At 61.4% G+C, this 15,074-nt stretch carries 14 protein-coding genes and 1 pseudogene; 8 read left to right on the forward strand and 7 right to left on the reverse strand.

What is annotated here, in order from left to right; translation table 11 throughout:
* Positions 1–15: 15 nt before the first annotated feature.
* The 3 genes from EKN06_RS11260 to EKN06_RS11270 are packed head-to-tail and all read right to left on the reverse strand — an operon-like array spanning position 16 to position 1,624.
* Positions 16–438 (reverse strand): nuclear transport factor 2 family protein, encoded by a 423-nt coding sequence (locus EKN06_RS11260; protein ID WP_127613004.1) that lies wholly within the window; start codon positions 436–438, stop codon positions 16–18.
* Complete coding sequence (locus EKN06_RS11265; protein WP_127613005.1) at positions 438–869, reverse strand: nuclear transport factor 2 family protein; 432 nt, start codon at positions 867–869, stop codon at positions 438–440. The genes EKN06_RS11260 and EKN06_RS11265 overlap by 1 nt, the downstream gene beginning before the upstream one ends.
* Entirely contained in the window at positions 869–1,624 is a 756-nt protein-coding gene (locus EKN06_RS11270; protein WP_240654819.1) for an aspartate/glutamate racemase family protein, read from the reverse strand. The genes EKN06_RS11265 and EKN06_RS11270 overlap by 1 nt, the downstream gene beginning before the upstream one ends.
* 34 nt (positions 1,625–1,658) lie before the next feature.
* On the opposite strand from EKN06_RS11270, the gene EKN06_RS11275 reads away from it, so the two are divergent.
* The 8 genes from EKN06_RS11275 (at position 1,659) to EKN06_RS11310 (ending at position 12,305) form a co-directional block, all read left to right on the forward strand.
* On the forward strand, positions 1,659–2,393 hold the full coding sequence (locus EKN06_RS11275) for a GntR family transcriptional regulator (RefSeq protein WP_338068096.1): 735 nt from the start codon (positions 1,659–1,661) through the stop codon (positions 2,391–2,393).
* A 5-nt stretch (positions 2,394–2,398) separates the two neighbouring features.
* Complete coding sequence (locus tag EKN06_RS11280; protein WP_127613006.1) at positions 2,399–3,316, forward strand: hydroxymethylglutaryl-CoA lyase; 918 nt, start codon at positions 2,399–2,401, stop codon at positions 3,314–3,316.
* A gap of 21 nt (positions 3,317–3,337) precedes the next feature.
* A complete protein-coding gene (locus tag EKN06_RS11285) occupies positions 3,338–5,395 on the forward strand; it encodes a hydantoinase/oxoprolinase family protein (protein ID WP_127613007.1) in 2,058 nt (685 codons plus the stop codon).
* 4 nt (positions 5,396–5,399) lie between these two features.
* A complete protein-coding gene (locus tag EKN06_RS11290) occupies positions 5,400–7,298 on the forward strand; it encodes a hydantoinase B/oxoprolinase family protein (protein WP_127613008.1) in 1,899 nt (632 codons plus the stop codon).
* The gene (locus tag EKN06_RS11295) at positions 7,268–8,479 is read left to right on the forward strand and encodes a CaiB/BaiF CoA transferase family protein (protein ID WP_127613009.1); all 1,212 of its coding nucleotides are present in this window, start codon (positions 7,268–7,270) and stop codon (positions 8,477–8,479) included. Before EKN06_RS11290 ends, EKN06_RS11295 begins: the two co-directional genes overlap by 31 nt.
* A gap of 2 nt (positions 8,480–8,481) precedes the next feature.
* Positions 8,482–9,120: an isochorismatase family protein gene (locus EKN06_RS11300; RefSeq protein WP_127613010.1), complete on the forward strand. Its 639-nt coding sequence runs from the start codon at positions 8,482–8,484 to the stop codon at positions 9,118–9,120.
* A 63-nt stretch (positions 9,121–9,183) separates the two neighbouring features.
* The gene (locus EKN06_RS15970) at positions 9,184–10,125 is read left to right on the forward strand and encodes a helix-turn-helix transcriptional regulator (RefSeq protein WP_127613011.1); all 942 of its coding nucleotides are present in this window, start codon (positions 9,184–9,186) and stop codon (positions 10,123–10,125) included.
* 47 nt (positions 10,126–10,172) lie between these two features.
* The gene (locus tag EKN06_RS11310; RefSeq protein ID WP_164844047.1) at positions 10,173–12,305 is read left to right on the forward strand and encodes an oxidoreductase; all 2,133 of its coding nucleotides are present in this window, start codon (positions 10,173–10,175) and stop codon (positions 12,303–12,305) included.
* 108 nt (positions 12,306–12,413) lie between these two features.
* On the opposite strand, the gene EKN06_RS11315 is transcribed toward EKN06_RS11310, so the two are convergent.
* The 4 genes and pseudogenes from EKN06_RS11315 to EKN06_RS11330 all read right to left on the reverse strand — a co-directional run.
* Positions 12,414–13,394 carry an NAD(P)H-dependent flavin oxidoreductase gene (locus EKN06_RS11315; protein ID WP_127613013.1) on the reverse strand — a complete coding sequence of 327 codons (981 nt, stop codon included), beginning with the start codon at positions 13,392–13,394 and terminating at the stop codon, positions 12,414–12,416.
* On the reverse strand, positions 13,394–14,554 hold the full coding sequence (locus EKN06_RS11320; RefSeq protein WP_127613014.1) for an acetyl-CoA C-acetyltransferase: 1,161 nt from the start codon (positions 14,552–14,554) through the stop codon (positions 13,394–13,396). Before EKN06_RS11320 ends, EKN06_RS11315 begins: the two co-directional genes overlap by 1 nt.
* Positions 14,551–14,799, reverse strand: a complete 249-nt coding sequence (locus tag EKN06_RS11325; RefSeq protein WP_240654845.1) for an enoyl-CoA hydratase-related protein — start codon at positions 14,797–14,799, stop codon at positions 14,551–14,553. The genes EKN06_RS11320 and EKN06_RS11325 overlap by 4 nt, the downstream gene beginning before the upstream one ends.
* 30 nt (positions 14,800–14,829) lie before the next feature.
* Positions 14,830–15,074, reverse strand: a pseudogene (locus EKN06_RS11330) (phosphotransferase family protein); the annotation flags it as partial.

The raw sequence follows: 15,074 nt of genomic DNA on the forward strand, positions 1-15,074 counted from the left end.
TGGCATGCATTGCCTTCAGGTCAGCACGTTGGCGCCGCTCATGTACACATAGACTTCCTGGAAGCGGGCACCGGCTGTATCGCCGGGCTGATTAGGTCTGACGCGCCAGAAATTGGTGTTGTTCAACAGGGTCACTCTGCCATCCGCATCGTGCAATTCCGCGATGAAACTGGCGGCGATGCGGCCGTTTGCTTCGTCCACCGTGCAGTTGAAGTCCCGGTGGATGATGGTCTCGTAAGAGGCGAAGAAATCCTCGAACATGCGCCGGATTTCGGCCTTGCCGGCGTGGCGCGTAAAAGCAGTCTGGACGCAGAACAGCGCCTCGTCATGGAAGCAGTCCAGCGTCGCCTCCATGTTCTTCGCATCGACGTTGCCGAAATAGGTCTTGGTCGCGAGCGCGATGAGCTCGCCACGCGAAAGAGTTGGTTCGTACTGCATCAGGCGTCCCCTTCCTTCAGCAAGTTGTCTCCGGACATGTAAACGTAGACCCGGTGGAACCGATCGCCCTTGAGGTAGAACCGATTGCAGTTCTCATAGCGCAACTCATCGCCGCCATGCGGAGTAATCAGCACGGTAAACTGGCTGCAGATCGCGTTCGATGCCGGGTCCGCGGTGTGGACGAAATTGCCGTGCCAGATGTCGGAAAAGTCGGCGAAGAGCTTTTCGAACATGGCGCGGATCGCGTCGATCCCAGCATGCCGGGTGTCGCTGGTCACCTCATGCAGCACTGCATCGGGGGTGAAGCAGTCCAGCACCTGGTCCATTCGCTTGTTGTCGACTCCATCGAAATAACGCTTGGTCACGATGTCGACGTAAAAGGGATAAGGCAGTTTTTTCTGGCCCGGGCCGCCTTCGCTCCACTCGCTCATCAATACCAACCTTTCCGGATGTCAGCATCCTTGTTCACTTCGGGGGCGGGGAAAGCTTTCTTGGAATGCGCGAGGCCAAGCTCGATCTGCATTTCCAGCATCTTGTAAGCCACTTGTCCGGGGTTGATCACGGGGATGCGCAGTTCACGGGCAAGATAGGCCGCCGATTGATGCATGGTGGTCGAGCCGAGGACGATCACGTCGGCGCCATCTTCTTCGATCGCGCGCGTTGCCTCATCCTTGAGCTTGGCGAACACGATTTCCTCTTTGCCTTCCAGCAATTCGGTGACGTCCGGTCGCGTTTCGATGGACCGCAGCGATGCCACCCTGTCCCACCAACCGTATTCGGTCAGCGTCTTTTCATAGAGCGGAAACCATTCGGGCCACATCGTGAGAACGGTGAAACGCTTGCCCAGCATCATCGCCATGGCAAATGCCGCTTCGCCGGGCCCGACGACCGGGATGGACAAGCGCGAACGCAGCGCCCGCACCCCGCTGTCGCTGACAGTATCGATCAGGACGCCGGCATAGCCTTCATCCTCGGCAGTGATCCCGGCCTGGAACACGCTCCAGTCCATAAGCAACATGTCGTGGTAGGAATCGCCAAGCGCAGCGCCCCATCGGACCGCCTCGAACTCTGGCTGAAAACCTTTTCCCACGAAAGTGGCGGGGAGCTGTCCGGCACGATTCGCGACACCGGCCTCATCCATCGGGATGGGCACAATGACCTTAATCCGCTGCCCGCCGTCCGCCACTCGATCGACCCCCTGGTTCAATCCGGAAACTACAATGCACTTGCGCTTCGAGTTTTGTATTGTGTACAGTTATGACGAGTCAAGCCCACGCGAGGAAAGAATGCAGAAAGCGTCCGATCGGGCATACGAGAGCATCCGGGCAATGATCCTGTCCGGCGAACTCGCCGCGGGAGAGCGGCTTAGCGAAGAGGCGCTCGCCGAGAGTTGCGGCGTGTCGCGCACCCCTGTCCGCGACGCTCTGCGACGGCTGGAAGCCGAACTTCTGGTGCGCAGGAATGAATCGCAGCGCAGTTTCGTGGCCGACTGGTCGCTGAGCGATGTCGCAGATGCTTTTGAACTGCGCGCAATGGTCGAAAGCTATGCCGCTGGACGAGCGGCAGAGCGCATGGACGACAAAACACTTGTCAAATTAAAAGCATGTAATTCAGCTATTTATGATGCTATAAGCCGCAAAGTTCCAGATATTTCGGCATTTCTGGATCACAACAGGGAATTCCACGCAATCATCCTCGCGGTCGCGGATTCGCGCCGCCTGACCGCGCTGCTCGGCACGCTGATCGAGCAGCCGCTGGTACGGCGAACGGCGCAACATTACGGGGCCGAAGCCTTGCATCGATCGTACAGCGAGCATGAGGATTTGCTGGCTGCTTTTGCCCGCCGCGACAGGCCTTGGGCCGAATCCGTGATGGCTGGCCACATCCGGCGCGCCTTCCATGCCTATGCCGACGCCCACCGCGGGATGTCGTCAGTTGATCGGAAGGCAGCTTGAGAGAAATGTATACATTTAAACCAGAACCGATCGAACTCGTCGAAGTCGGGCCAAGAGACGGTCTGCAGAACGAGCCCGACATCGTCGCGACCGTGGACAAGCTTGCGCTTATCGGCGACATGCTAGGGTATGGAGCGCGGCGACTGGAGGTGGCGAGTTTCGTCCACCCGCAACGCGTGCCCCAGATGGCCGATGCCGAAGCGGTCATTGCCGCCCTGCCCGATCGCGCCGATGCAACCTATATTGGCCTCGTCCTCAACAAGCGTGGCGTGATGCGCGCGCTCGCCACCCGCGAAAACGGCCGTCGGGGAATCGATCAGGTCGGCTGCGTAATTGTCGCCAGCGACACGTTTGGCCAAAAGAACCAAGGCCAGACCATCGCCGAGGGGATCGCCGAGAACCGTGCCATGCTGCGCTTTGCAAAGGCCGAAGGGATGCGCGCGCAGGTCACGATCAGCGCCGCATTCGGTTGCCCGTTCGAAGGCGCGGTAGAGCCAGCTACGGTCCTTCGCATCGCCGAGGAGTTGGCGGCTGAAGGCCCTGAGGAAATTGCGCTGGCCGATACTATCGGCGTCGGCACCCCTGCGCAGGTCGGGTCCTTGTTCGAACGGCTGGGCAAATTGCTCGATGGCCGCATCCCCATGCGCTGCCATTTCCACAACACGCGCGGCACCGGCATCGCCAATGCCTGGGCCGCCTATCAGTCCGGCGTACGCATCTTCGACGCCAGCCTGGGCGGACTTGGGGGCTGCCCCTTCGCCCCCAAGGCGACCGGAAACATCGCCACCGAAGACCTCATCTACATGATGGAAGGTTCAGGTGTCGCCACGGGTATCGACCTCGATGCCGCAATCGCGGCCAACCATCGCTTCGCCGAGGTGCTGGGAAGGGAATTGCCATCCATGGTCGCCCGCGCGGCCTGACCAAACTGCCAAGGAGAGCATATGACTTACAGGCTGGGCGTCGATGTCGGAGGCACGTTTACCGACCTCCTTCTTTTCGACGAAGACACAGGAAATTTTTGGCGGCACAAGACACCCTCCACGCCCCTCGACAGTTCCGAAGGCATTCTCAACGGCGTCAAGGCGATCACCGATCAAGCGGGCATTTCGGGTGAAGAGATCGCCTATTTCCTGCACGGCACCACCGTTGCGACCAATGCCGTGCTGGAGGGGAAAGGCGCCAAGGTCGGTCTCGTGACCACCGAAGGCTATCGCGACATCATGCAGATCGCGCGCAGCTACGTTCCGGGCGGGCTCGCCGCCTGGATCGTGTGGCCGAAACCGCAGCCGCTCGCCCATCTAGAGGACACGGTCGAAGTGCCGGGCCGGATGGGTGCTGACGGCGAAGAAGTCCGTCCGCTGGAAGAAAGCGCCGTGCGCGCCGCGCTCGCGAAATTGAGGGCAAATGGTGTCGAGGCGCTGACCGTCAGCCTGATCAACGCCTACGTCAACGGTGCCCATGAAAAGCGCATCGGCGAAATCGCCGCCGAAGAATTGCCCGGTGTGCCGGTATCGCTCAGCCACGAAGTCCTGCCCGAAATGCAGGAGTACGAGCGGACGCTGTCGACCGTTGCGAATGCCGCGGTGCGACCGGTGGTGAGCAAGTATCTCTCCAACTTGCGCGCCAAGCTGGAGCATGAAGGAATGCATGGTCGGCTCTCGCTCTTGCGATCGGATGGCGGCCTGATGAGCAGCCAGAAGGCCGAGGAACACCCGGTCAATATCCTGATGTCCGGACCTGCCGGCGGGGTGACCGGCGCTTTGTGGGTGGCAAAGAACGCGGGCTTCGAAAACATCCTGACGCTGGACGTCGGCGGCACGTCCACCGATGTCGCGCTGATCGAAGGGTACGAGGCGCGGCGCGTTCGGACGACCGAAGTGGGCCATTTGTCCGTGCGCGTTTCCGCTCTGGACGTGAAGACGGTCGGCGCAGGCGGAGGTTCCATCGCGCATGTGCCTGAACTGACCAAGGCGCTGCGCGTCGGCCCCGAAAGTGCGGGCGCGATGCCCGGACCCGTGGCCTATGGCAAGGGCGGGGTGCAGCCAACCGTGACCGATGCGAATGTCGTGCTCGGCTATTTGCCCGAAGACCTGCTCGGCGGATCGTTCCGGCTCGATCGCGAAAGCGCCAAGAAAGCGGTCCAGAAAGTGGCCGATGCCTTGGGCGTGTCGTTGATGGAGGCGGCGCGCGGCATCATCGACATCGTCAACGAAAACATGTTCGGCGCCCTGCGCATGATCAGCGTGCAGCAAGGTTACGACCCGCGCGATTTCGCATTGATGGGGTTTGGCGGTGCCGGCCCGCTTCATGTCAACGCCGTCGCGAGACTGATGGGGAGCTGGCCCGCCATTTCGCCCGTTTCGCCGGGCGTGCTGTGCGCGCTAGGCGATGCGACGACGCGCATGCGGACCGAAACCGCTAGAAGCTTTTCGAAACTGGCCAAGGACACGAATGTCGGCGAGCTGCAGAAGGTCCTCGACGAGATGGCCATCCAGACGCGCGGCGAACTGCTGGCCGATGGTGTGCCGGAAGACCAGATCCTGACCCAGTTCGAAGTCGATGTGCGCTATGCCGGACAAGCGTTCGAAGTGCCGCTGACGATAGACAAGTCGGTGCTCGATACGGATGGCATCGAAGGGGTGCTGAAACGCTTTGACGACGAACACTTGCGGCTGTTCACTTTCAACATGGACACCCCGCACGAGATCGTGAACTTGCGTGCGGTGGCATTGGGACAGCCCCCAGCGCTGCCGGCGGCAGAGCTTGCAAAGGGTGACGGCGATCCTTCTGCTGCAAAGATCCGCGACCACACCTTGTGGATGAACGGACGCGAGCAGGACGCTGTGATCTACGACCGCAGCAGGCTTCGCCAGGGCGACGTGATCCAAGGGCCAGCCGTCATCACCGAGATGGATTCGACCACGCTGGTTGAAAGCGGCTGCACCGCCACCATCGACAAGGTGGGCAATATTCTCATCAATCCGGACAAGGAGGGCTGATCGGATGCCGGCTCAAATCATAGAGACCAACGACACGCCCTTCGCAAAGGTCGCGATCGATCCCGTTACGCTCGACATCATCGAAAACGCGCTGAGGAATGCGCGGATCGAGATGGACGCAACGCTGGTGCGCACGGCGATGTCGCCGGGCATTCGCGAGCAGGGCGACGCCTTCCCGCTGATTGCGGACCCTGCCGGCAAGATGATCGTCGGCCAGTTCGGCAGCTTCATCGACGGCTTTCTCAAGGGTTATGACAACACGCTGGAAGATGGCGACATGATCTTCCTGTCCGATCCCTATTCCTGCGAAGGCGCAGTCAGCCACTCGAATGACTGGCTGGTGCTGCTGCCGGTGTTCAAGGACGGGCGGCTCATGGCCTATACCGCCATGTTCGGCCATCAGTCCGACATCGGCGGCTCGGTGCCCGGCTCGATGCCGATCGGCGCCAGCTCGATCTTCGAAGAAGGCGTCCGAATCCCGCCCGTGAAGATCTGGAAAAAGGGCGTTTACAACGAAGACCTGATGCGGCTCGTCATGCACCAGACGCGCAAGCCCGACTGGTGTCAGGCGGACCTCAACGCACTCATCGCTTCATGCCGCGTCGCGTCGAAACGCGTGATCGAAATGGCAGAGCGGTTCGGCGACGATGTATACGTTTCTGCAACGCAAGAACTGCTGGCACGCAACCACCGCGCGATGAAGGCCTTGCTGTCGCAGGCGATCGGCGAAAAACCGGTCAGCTTCGAAGATTACCTGTGCGACGACGGGAAGGGCTTTGGCCCTTACAAGATCAAGTGCACGATGTGGCGCGAAGGCGAAAAGGTCGTTCTCGATTTTGACGGGACAGACCCGCAAAGCGCTGCGTCGATCAACTTCCTGCTGAACGAAAACATGTTCAAGATGTTCTTCGGCATCTACATGATCATGGTATTCGACCCGCAGGTCCTGTTGAATGACGGGTTCTACGATCTGATCGAAGTGCGCATTCCCGAAGGTTCGCTGCTCAAGCCGAAATTCCCCGCCGCGCTTTCGGGCCGCACCCATGCACTGGGCAGGATTTTCGACATTCTGGGTGGACTGTTGGGCCAGAAGACTCCCGAATTCCTGAACGCAGCCGGGTTCTCGTCATCGCCGCATCTGTTCTATTCGGGCTGGGACAAGCGCAATGGCAAAGAGCGCGAGTGGTTCCAGCTGTTCCAGATCGGTTTCGGCGGAATTCCCGGGCGCCCGATGGGCGACGGTCCGGACGGGCACTCGCTCTGGCCCGGGTTCACGAACGTCCCGAACGAATTCCTCGAGCGTTATTTCCCTCTTCGCATCGAGCGTTATTCGACCGAACCCGACAGCGGCGGCGCCGGACTTCACCGCGGCGGCAATGGCATCCACATGACTTACTGCTTCCTTGCCGACGGCGACGTCGCAATCCATGACGATCGCTGGTTCGTTCCGCCGTGGGGCGTCAATGGCGGTCATCCGGGCATGCGTGCGAAAAAAGTGCTCGAGCGCGCGGACGGGACCACCGAGATCGTCGGCAACAAGGTCGAGGACGTGCCGGTCAAGAAGGGTGACCTGCTCCATTTCATCACCTGGGGCGGCGGCGGGTGGGGCGACCCGCTTGAACGCGATCCCAAGCTCGTGGGGCTGGAGATCCGTCAGGGCCTCGTCACCGTCGAGGGAGCCCGCGCCTATGGCGTTGTCGTCGACGAGGACGGCAGCGTCGACAAGTCGGCGACGGACGTTCTCCGTACGCAAATAAAAAGCCAGCGCGGAGAGTTGCCGTTGTTCGACTACGGCCCCGGAATCGACCAGCTGCGCGCCAATTGCGAGGCTGAAACAGGTCTTCCAGCGCCACGGCAACCAGAATGGCATGCATGGGAAGACGGCCGGGAGGCAGCGGAGTGAGCGGGGCGCTTTGCGACATCCGCGTCGTCGAGATGGGTCAGCTTCTGGCCGGCCCGTTTTGCGGCCAATTGTTGGGCGACATGGGCGCCGACGTGATCAAGCTGGAGCCGCCCGGCGCGGGCGATCCCATGCGGTTGTGGGGTCAGGGCGAGGACAAGGTCCAGTGGGAAGTGATCGCGCGCAACAAGCGTTCGGTCACCTGCAATCTGCGCGTCCCCGAAGGGCAGGCGCTTGCCCGCAAGATCATCGCGACGGCCGATGTGCTCGTCGAGAACTTCAAGCCGGGTACGTTGGAAAAATGGGGGCTCTCGCCAGAAGAACTGCACAAGGACAACCCGGGGCTGATCATCGCGCGCATGTCCGGTTACGGCCAGGATGGCCCCTATTCGGATCGCGCCGGCTTTGGCGGGATCGGAGAAGCGATGGGCGGCTGGCGATACATTGTCGGAGACCCCGATCGGCCCCCTGCCCGCATGGGAATTTCCATCGGCGATACCCTGTGCGCCACTTACGGCTGCATGGGCGTGCTTGCGGCGCTGCACCACCGCGAAAAGACCGGCGAAGGACAGGTGGTGGATACCGCGCTTTACGAATCCGTCCTTCAAGTGATGGAAGGGCTGGTGCCGGAATACGATCACAACGGGTACATCCGGGAACGAGCCGGTTCAATCCTTCCCGGTATCGCGCCGTCCAACGTCTATCGGTGCAAGGATGGCCACATCATGATCGGCGCCAACAAGGACGGGATCTTCGTGCGCCTTGCGCAGGCGATGGACCAGCCGGATCTCGCCCGGGACGCAAGGTACGCCACCCACCTGGCGCGCGGCGAAAACCAGATCGAACTCGACCGGATCATCAATGAATGGACAAGCGAACACACGGTTGCCGAGGTGGAGCAGGCCATGATCGAATATTCGATCCCCGCGGGCAAGGTGTACCGCGCACCGGAGATGATCGCGGATCCTCATTTCCAGGCGCGCGAAGCCATCATCGAGGTCGAGACGGAACGGTTCGGGAAGCTCAAGATGCAGAACGCATTTCCCAAGTTCTCTCGCACGCCGTCAAGCGTCAGGCGCCCCGCACCGGCACAACCCGGAAAGGACAACGCCGAGATCTATGGCGACATCCTCGGCCTCGACGATGCTGCCCGAAGCGAGCTGGCGTCCAAGGGAGTCATCTGACTATGGCAAGCGGCAACCGCCGGGCAGAGATCGACGCCGGGCCGTTCGTTGGCCGGTTGCAACCGGGCCAGCACCCGGCCCTGCTGCTGGTCGACATGGTCGAAGCCTACCTGCAACCCGAAAGCCCGCTATATTGCGAAACCGCAAAAGCAGCCGCCACGGTCGCACAACAGCTTGTGAGTATCTGCCGCGCAAACAACATCCCGGTGATCTTCACCAACGTCGAATATGAGCCCGGCGGGGCCAATGGCGGCGTGTTCTATCGCAAGGCCCCGGTACTCAAGGTCTTCGATCGCGGCTCTGAGCTGGGAGCATTCCCGCCCGGACTGAAGCCCGCAGCCGGCGAAATCGTTCTCACCAAGCAATATCCGTCCGCATTTTTCGAAACCGGTCTGGCGCAAAAGCTGAAGGCGCGTGGCGTCGATACCTTGCTGATCGGCGGCTATTCGACGTCTGGCTGCGTGCGGGCCTCGGTGCTCGACGCCATGCAATACGGCTTTATTCCGTTCGTGGTGCAGGATGCCTGCGCCGATCGCCATCCCGACACCCATTCGTCGAACCTTTTCGACCTCAAGGCGAAGTACGCCGAAGTGATCGAGGCAGCGGATCTGGATTTGGTTGTTGCCGCAAAGGCTGGATGATGGTCGACTTCACCGCGCGCGCCGGCGGATCGCAGAACGACGGCCAAAGGGAGTGCCAATGACGTGATCGTCGGTTCATCATCGCATCAGCTGCCCGCTTTCCGCGGTCCGCCCGACCAGTTCCTGTCGACCGCCCGCTTCCGCACGGCCGATCTGGTCTCAAGCAAGATGATCGACGCCGGCGTCAGCGTCCCGGTTGCCCGCTGGCGCTCTTCCCTTGGCCGCGACGCCATCACCAAGGGATATTCGCATCATACCGTCATCCTCCAGAACTCGGGCGAAGACGTGCGCCGCGTCGACATGCCGAACCTGGCGCAGCGGCCAAGCAAGCGGGGGTCGTTGCTGATCCTTCCTGCGGGAATGAACGCAGCCTGGCGGTCGGACGATGTTTCGGACCGAACCCATTTCTACGTGCACCCGGAGCTTGTGCAGCAGGTTTCGCTCGAAATTCACGGGCGGCCTTGTGCGATCCGCGACGATTGCTTGTTCGTGTTCGACGACGGTTTCAAAAGCCTGCTCGAACGTTACGCTTTCCTGGCAGATTCGACGACATCATCCCGGTTCGAACGGGAAATGGCCATGCTCGAAATCGCAACCACGCTGGTGCGCCGTTACAGCGATCCGGTCGGGACCATCGGCGACGATGCGGAGCACCGCCAAGCTTCGAGACTGGGCTTGTACATCGATGCCAATCTTGCCGGAAAGCTGCGCGCCCGCGATGTCGCCTCCGCGCTCGGGCTGTCGGAAACTTGCCTGAAGCAGCTGGCGAAATGCGAACTGGGCATGCCGTTGCATCAATATCTGCTGGAACGTCGCCTTGACGAAGCGCAACGCCTGATCGCGCTAGGCGTCGGCATTGCGCAGGCCGCGCTCCTTTCCGGCTTTTCCAGCCAGTCGCACCTTACAACCACGATGAGCACCCGGCGCAAAGTCACGCCGTCTGCCCATACTCCGACGAATCCTGGAAAAGTCCCGCCCGATTCTGGAAGACGCGAACTCGCATAAGCGCGACATCCCACAGGGCGTCATGTCTGAATATGGGATCTTTGCCAATGTCGAGCCAGCCGGGTGAAAAACGCTATCCTTCGGTCTTTTCGGAATTCAAGCTGAAGAATATCACGCTGCGCAACCGCATCATGCAATCCGCGCACGCAAAGGGATTTCACAAGAAAGAAGGCATCACTAACAACCGTGACCGGTATTATGCCGAAGCGCGCGCCAAGGGCGGCGTCGCGCTGCTTACGACCGGCAACCGATTGATCCATCCAACCTCGAACACCTTTATGCGCGGGTTCTCCTATGGTTACCGCGAAGAGATGATCGAGCGCGATCGGGCCATGACCGACGCCGTGCACGCAAACGGTGGCGCGATCATCGCCCAGCTCAATCATTTCGGCGTCAACGGGTCCACCTCCGCGATGGATGACTATCGCGTCCTGTGGTCGGCTTCCAACGTGAAATCCCCCGCGCTGTGCGAAATGGCCAAGGCGATCGAGCCCGAGGACATGGAAGAGCTGTGCGTGGGCTGGTCGCGTTCCGCCGATTTCGCCCAGAAGGCTGGTTTCGACGGGGTCGAGGTGCATCTGGCGCACAGCTACCTGCTCGAACAGTTCATCTCGCCGATGTTCAACAAGCGGACAGACGAATTCGGTGGCTCGCTCGAAAACCGCCTGAGGTTTCCCAGAATGGTAATCCAGCGGGTACGCGAGACCGTTGGGCCGGATTACATCGTCGGCGTACGCATGCCGCTCGATGAAATGGTGCCGGGGGGATTGCCGATCGACGAATGGGTCGAGGTTGGCAAAATCCTGCAGGCCGATGGGCTGATCGATTACGTCACCGTTACGGCGGGCACATATCATGTGCCGCAGTACATGATGCCGCCGGCAGACATTGACTCAGGTTGGCTGATCGAACGCTGCCAGAAGTTGAAAAATGCATGTCCCGGCCTTCCCATTTTCCTGGTTGGCGGCGTCGACAATCCGAAGATCGCCGAAAAGGCATTGGCCGACGGCGTGTGCGACATGGTTGCCATGACGCGGCCCAACATCGCCGACCCAGAACTCGTCAACAAACTGCGCGAAGGCAAGGAAGACGACATCATCCATTGCATCCGCTGCAATCAGGGCTGCATCGGCCGGCTATTCGAAGGCTCGCCGATGACATGTATCCTCAACCCGACGACAGGCCGCGAAGAATACTTCAACGAACGCACGGTGACCCGGACCGATGCCCCCAGGCATTGGGTCGTCATCGGTGGCGGACCCGCCGGGCTGAAGAGCGCCGAAACCCTGCTCAAGCGGGGGCACAAGGTGACGCTGCTCGAAAAATCGGAAAAGCTTGGTGGCCAGATAAACCTAATTCTCAAGACCAAGCGCCCGTCGTTTGCGCATATCGTTCGCGATCTTGTCTATCAGATCGACAAACACGGTGGGGAAATCCGCCTCGGCACCGAGGCGACGATCGATTTGATCGCCAGTCTCGCGCCTGACGGCATCATCGTCACCACTGGGGCAAAGCCGGACAAGAGCGGCTTCAACATCGTTGCCCCGAGAGTGGACAAGCTTCCGGGCGTCGATCAGGCGCACGTGATCGACGGCTGGTCAGCGATTGACGACCCGGAAGCGCTCGTCGGCAACAACATCGTCATCCTTGACGACGACGGCACGCGTTACGTGGCCGGGTTGGCGGAAATGCTGATCTCACGCGGCAAGAAGGTGAGCATCGTGAGCCGCCAGCAAAACCTGTTCAACCGGATGAACACCACGCTCGACTTGCCGATCATGCTGCAGCGCGTATTTTCAGGCGGGCTTCAATTCATTGCGAACAGCTGGGCTTCGACAATCGGTGCGGACAGTGTGTCGTTGTTCAACATCTATTCGGGCGGCCAGACGACGCTGGAAAAGGTCGACCACGTAATCCTGACGACCGGCAACCTGCCCGACGACGACCTCTACTTCCAGCTGAAGGCGACGTTCGGCAATGTACACCGGGCGGGGGATGCGGTCGCCCCACGCCGGATCGAACACGCGATCTACGAAGGTTATCTCGCAGGTCTTGAGCGGTTCGATAACTGGACCAAGTTTATCGAGCCAGGCGCGCTGGAAAATTTCGATCCGGCCCAGACCGGCGGCAAGGCAGCCCATTCACATGAACGAGATATTGCCTTGTCAGCAGCCGAGTAAACCAATCCGCACTGCGAAGAACCGGGATCAGACGCGTCTGGCTTGCCATTGTGATGGCGATGCCAGACCGTCGGGTCTTCTCGCTCCGCGCTCTTCAGCGGTCACGGCTCAGTTCACCAGCATTCCGGCGAGGCGTGTGCGCATGATTGCCTCTGCGTCCGCCACGATGCGCGCGATAAGATCGGTGCATGTCGGAACGTCGTGGATCAGGCCCTGAATCTGCCCCGCCCAGACGAGCCCTGCGTCAAGATCCCCGGTTTCGAGCGCAACGCGGCCCTTCGCGCCGGCAACCAGCGGTTGAATGTCCTTGAACTCGGCATCGGGCGCGGCGGAGATTTCGATCACCTTGTCCGACACGGTGTTCTTCGCGACGCGACCGGTGTTGTGGAACTTGCGGAAAATAAGATTCGTCGCCCGTTCGTCATTGGCGACGAGGAACTGCTTGATGTTGTCGTGGATCGGCGCCTCTACCGTGGCGCAGAACCGCGTGCCCATGTTGATCCCTTCGGCGCCCAGCGCCAGCGCGGCGGCAAGCCCGCGCCCGTCGCCGATCCCGCCCGAAGCCAGCATCGGCACCGTGACCTTGTCCGCCGCCGCGGGGATCAGGACCAAGCCGGGAACATCGTCTTCGCCGGGATGTCCGGCGCACTCGAATCCGTCGATGGAAATGACGTCCGCGCCCATCCGTTCGGCGGAGAGGGCATGGCGCACGGACGTGCACTTGTGCAGCACGGTAATGCCGTGGCTCTTGAAATCGTCGACGTGTTCCTGCGGCTTGCCGCCCGCGGTTTCGACGATAGTGATGCCGCTTTCGATGATGGCCTTGCGGTATTCGGCATAGGGCGGCGGATTGACCGAAGGCAGGATCGTCAGGTTCACGCCGAACGGCTTGTCTGTCATGGCCCGGCAACGATCGATTTCGCGGCGCAGGTCATCCGGCGTCGGCTGCGTCAGCGCGGTCAGGATGCCGAGCCCGCCCGCGTTGGAAACCGCGCTGGCCAGTTCGGCGCGGCCAACCCACATCATCCCGCCCTGCACCACAGGATGTTCGATGCCAAGCAGTTCGGTGATCTTCGTCCTGATCGCCATTACAGCACCTCCACTATGGTGACATTGGAAATGCCGCCGCCTTCGCACATCGTCTGCAGGCCATAGCGACCGCCCCGCGCCTTCAACGCATGGATCATCGTGGTCATCAGCTTAGTACCGCTGGCCCCCAGCGGGTGGCCCAGCGCGATCGCGCCGCCATTGACGTTAAGCTTTGCCGGATCGGCGTCCAGCGCCTTGAGCCAGGCCATCGGAACCGACGCGAACGCCTCGTTCACTTCGTAAAGGTCGATGTCGGCCAGCGTCATGCCCGCCTTCGCCAGCGCCTTGCGCGTGGCCGCGATGGGTTCTTCCAGCATGATGACCGGATCGCCCGCGCTGACCGATGCATGATGGATGCGCGCGATGGGCGTCAGGTTCAGCGCCTTCAACGCCCTTTCGTTCACGACGATGACGCCCGACGACCCGTCGGTCATCTGGCTGGCATTGGCGGCGGTGATGGTCCCGCCCTCGACGATGGGATCAAGCGAACCGATCTTCTCAAGCGTCGCATCGAACCTTACGCCCTCGTCCTGCGCGAACAATCCATCCGCCGTCTGCACCGGCACGATTTCATCGCGGAAGGCCCCGGCCTCGATCGCGGCGGCAGCCTTGCGGTGGCTGTCCAGCGCAAAACGATCCATGTCATCGCGGCTGAAGCCGTATTTGTCGGCGATCATCTGCGCGCCGGTGAACTGGCTGAACTGCGCCACGCCATACCGGTTCAGGATCGAGGCGGGGAACGGCCCTTCGCCGATGCCGGCCTTCATGTGCAGCGTCGTGTTGGAAAACATCGGCACGCGGGTCATGCTTTCCGTCCCGGCGGCGATGACCACGTCCTGCATGCCGGACACGACCGCCTGCGCCGCGAACTGGACGGCCTGCTGTGACGAACCGCACTGACGGTCGATGGTCACGCCTGGGATACTGTCGGGCAGCGAAGATCCGAGGATGCAGTTGCGACCGAACGCAAACGACTGTTCGCCCGCTTGCGTGACGCAGCCCATGATGACATCCTCGATCCGTGCCGGATCGATACCCGAACGGGCGACCAGCGCATCGAGCACCGTCGCGCCAAGATCAACCGGGTGCACGCCCGAAAGCGCGCCCTTGCGCCTGCCACCGGCTGTCCGCACCGCTTCGACGATATAAGCCGCAGTCATGATCTCAGGCTCCCTTGAAATTGGCTTCGCGCTTTTCGACGAAGGCTTTTGCCCAGTGTCGATAGCAACAGTTCTTTCGTCCGGCCGAACGCATTGCCCTGCCCTGCGGCCAGTTTGCGGGCCGCCAGCATGGCTTCATCGGCCAGCGCCTCTTCATCGGCGACACGCATGACCAGCCCGATCTCCAACGCTTCGGCTGCTGGAACGCGGCGAATGGTGAGCAGAAGAGCCTGCGAACCGCGCATCACGGCGTGCGTTGCCTGCGCTTGGGCGCTTCACCTGCATCGCTCCATGGCGTCTGCGGCGAGTCTGGCGAGGCGTGGGAAGGCTTGTGCGCGTTCCTGGGCCTGGGCGTTGGCGGCGGTTCCGCGGATGACGCGGCCCTTGATGCCGTGGAAGATCGCGGCGAGGCGGAAGAACTGGAACGCGACGTAGAAGTCCCAGCCCGGGATGCTGTCGCGCCCCATCCGCCGGCAGTAGGCGGCGACATATTCGGCCTCGCTCGGGATGTTGAGCGCGG

It is taken from the genome of Croceicoccus ponticola, assembly GCF_004004515.1.
Classification (GTDB): Bacteria; Pseudomonadota; Alphaproteobacteria; order Sphingomonadales; family Sphingomonadaceae; genus Croceicoccus; species Croceicoccus ponticola.

Excerpts from the sequence above, each read along its gene's own strand:
- EKN06_RS11260 (WP_127613004.1), bottom strand. The coding sequence starts at position 438 with ATGCAGTACGAACCAACTCTTTCGCGTGGCGAGCTCATCGCGCTCGCG.
- EKN06_RS11265 (WP_127613005.1), bottom strand. The coding sequence starts at position 869 with ATGAGCGAGTGGAGCGAAGGCGGCCCGGGCCAGAAAAAACTGCCTTAT.
- EKN06_RS11275 (WP_338068096.1), top strand. The coding sequence starts at position 1,659 with ATGCACTTGCGCTTCGAGTTTTGTATTGTGTACAGTTATGACGAGTCA.
- EKN06_RS11280 (WP_127613006.1), top strand. The coding sequence starts at position 2,399 with ATGTATACATTTAAACCAGAACCGATCGAACTCGTCGAAGTCGGGCCA.
- EKN06_RS11285 (WP_127613007.1), top strand. The coding sequence starts at position 3,338 with ATGACTTACAGGCTGGGCGTCGATGTCGGAGGCACGTTTACCGACCTC.
- EKN06_RS11290 (WP_127613008.1), top strand. The coding sequence starts at position 5,400 with ATGCCGGCTCAAATCATAGAGACCAACGACACGCCCTTCGCAAAGGTC.
- EKN06_RS11295 (WP_127613009.1), top strand. The coding sequence starts at position 7,268 with ATGGGAAGACGGCCGGGAGGCAGCGGAGTGAGCGGGGCGCTTTGCGAC.
- EKN06_RS11300 (WP_127613010.1), top strand. The coding sequence starts at position 8,482 with ATGGCAAGCGGCAACCGCCGGGCAGAGATCGACGCCGGGCCGTTCGTT.
- EKN06_RS11310 (WP_164844047.1), top strand. The coding sequence starts at position 10,173 with ATGTCGAGCCAGCCGGGTGAAAAACGCTATCCTTCGGTCTTTTCGGAA.
- EKN06_RS11315 (WP_127613013.1), bottom strand. The coding sequence starts at position 13,394 with ATGGCGATCAGGACGAAGATCACCGAACTGCTTGGCATCGAACATCCT.
- EKN06_RS11320 (WP_127613014.1), bottom strand. The coding sequence starts at position 14,554 with ATGACTGCGGCTTATATCGTCGAAGCGGTGCGGACAGCCGGTGGCAGG.
- EKN06_RS11325 (WP_240654845.1), bottom strand. The coding sequence starts at position 14,799 with ATGCGCGGTTCGCAGGCTCTTCTGCTCACCATTCGCCGCGTTCCAGCA.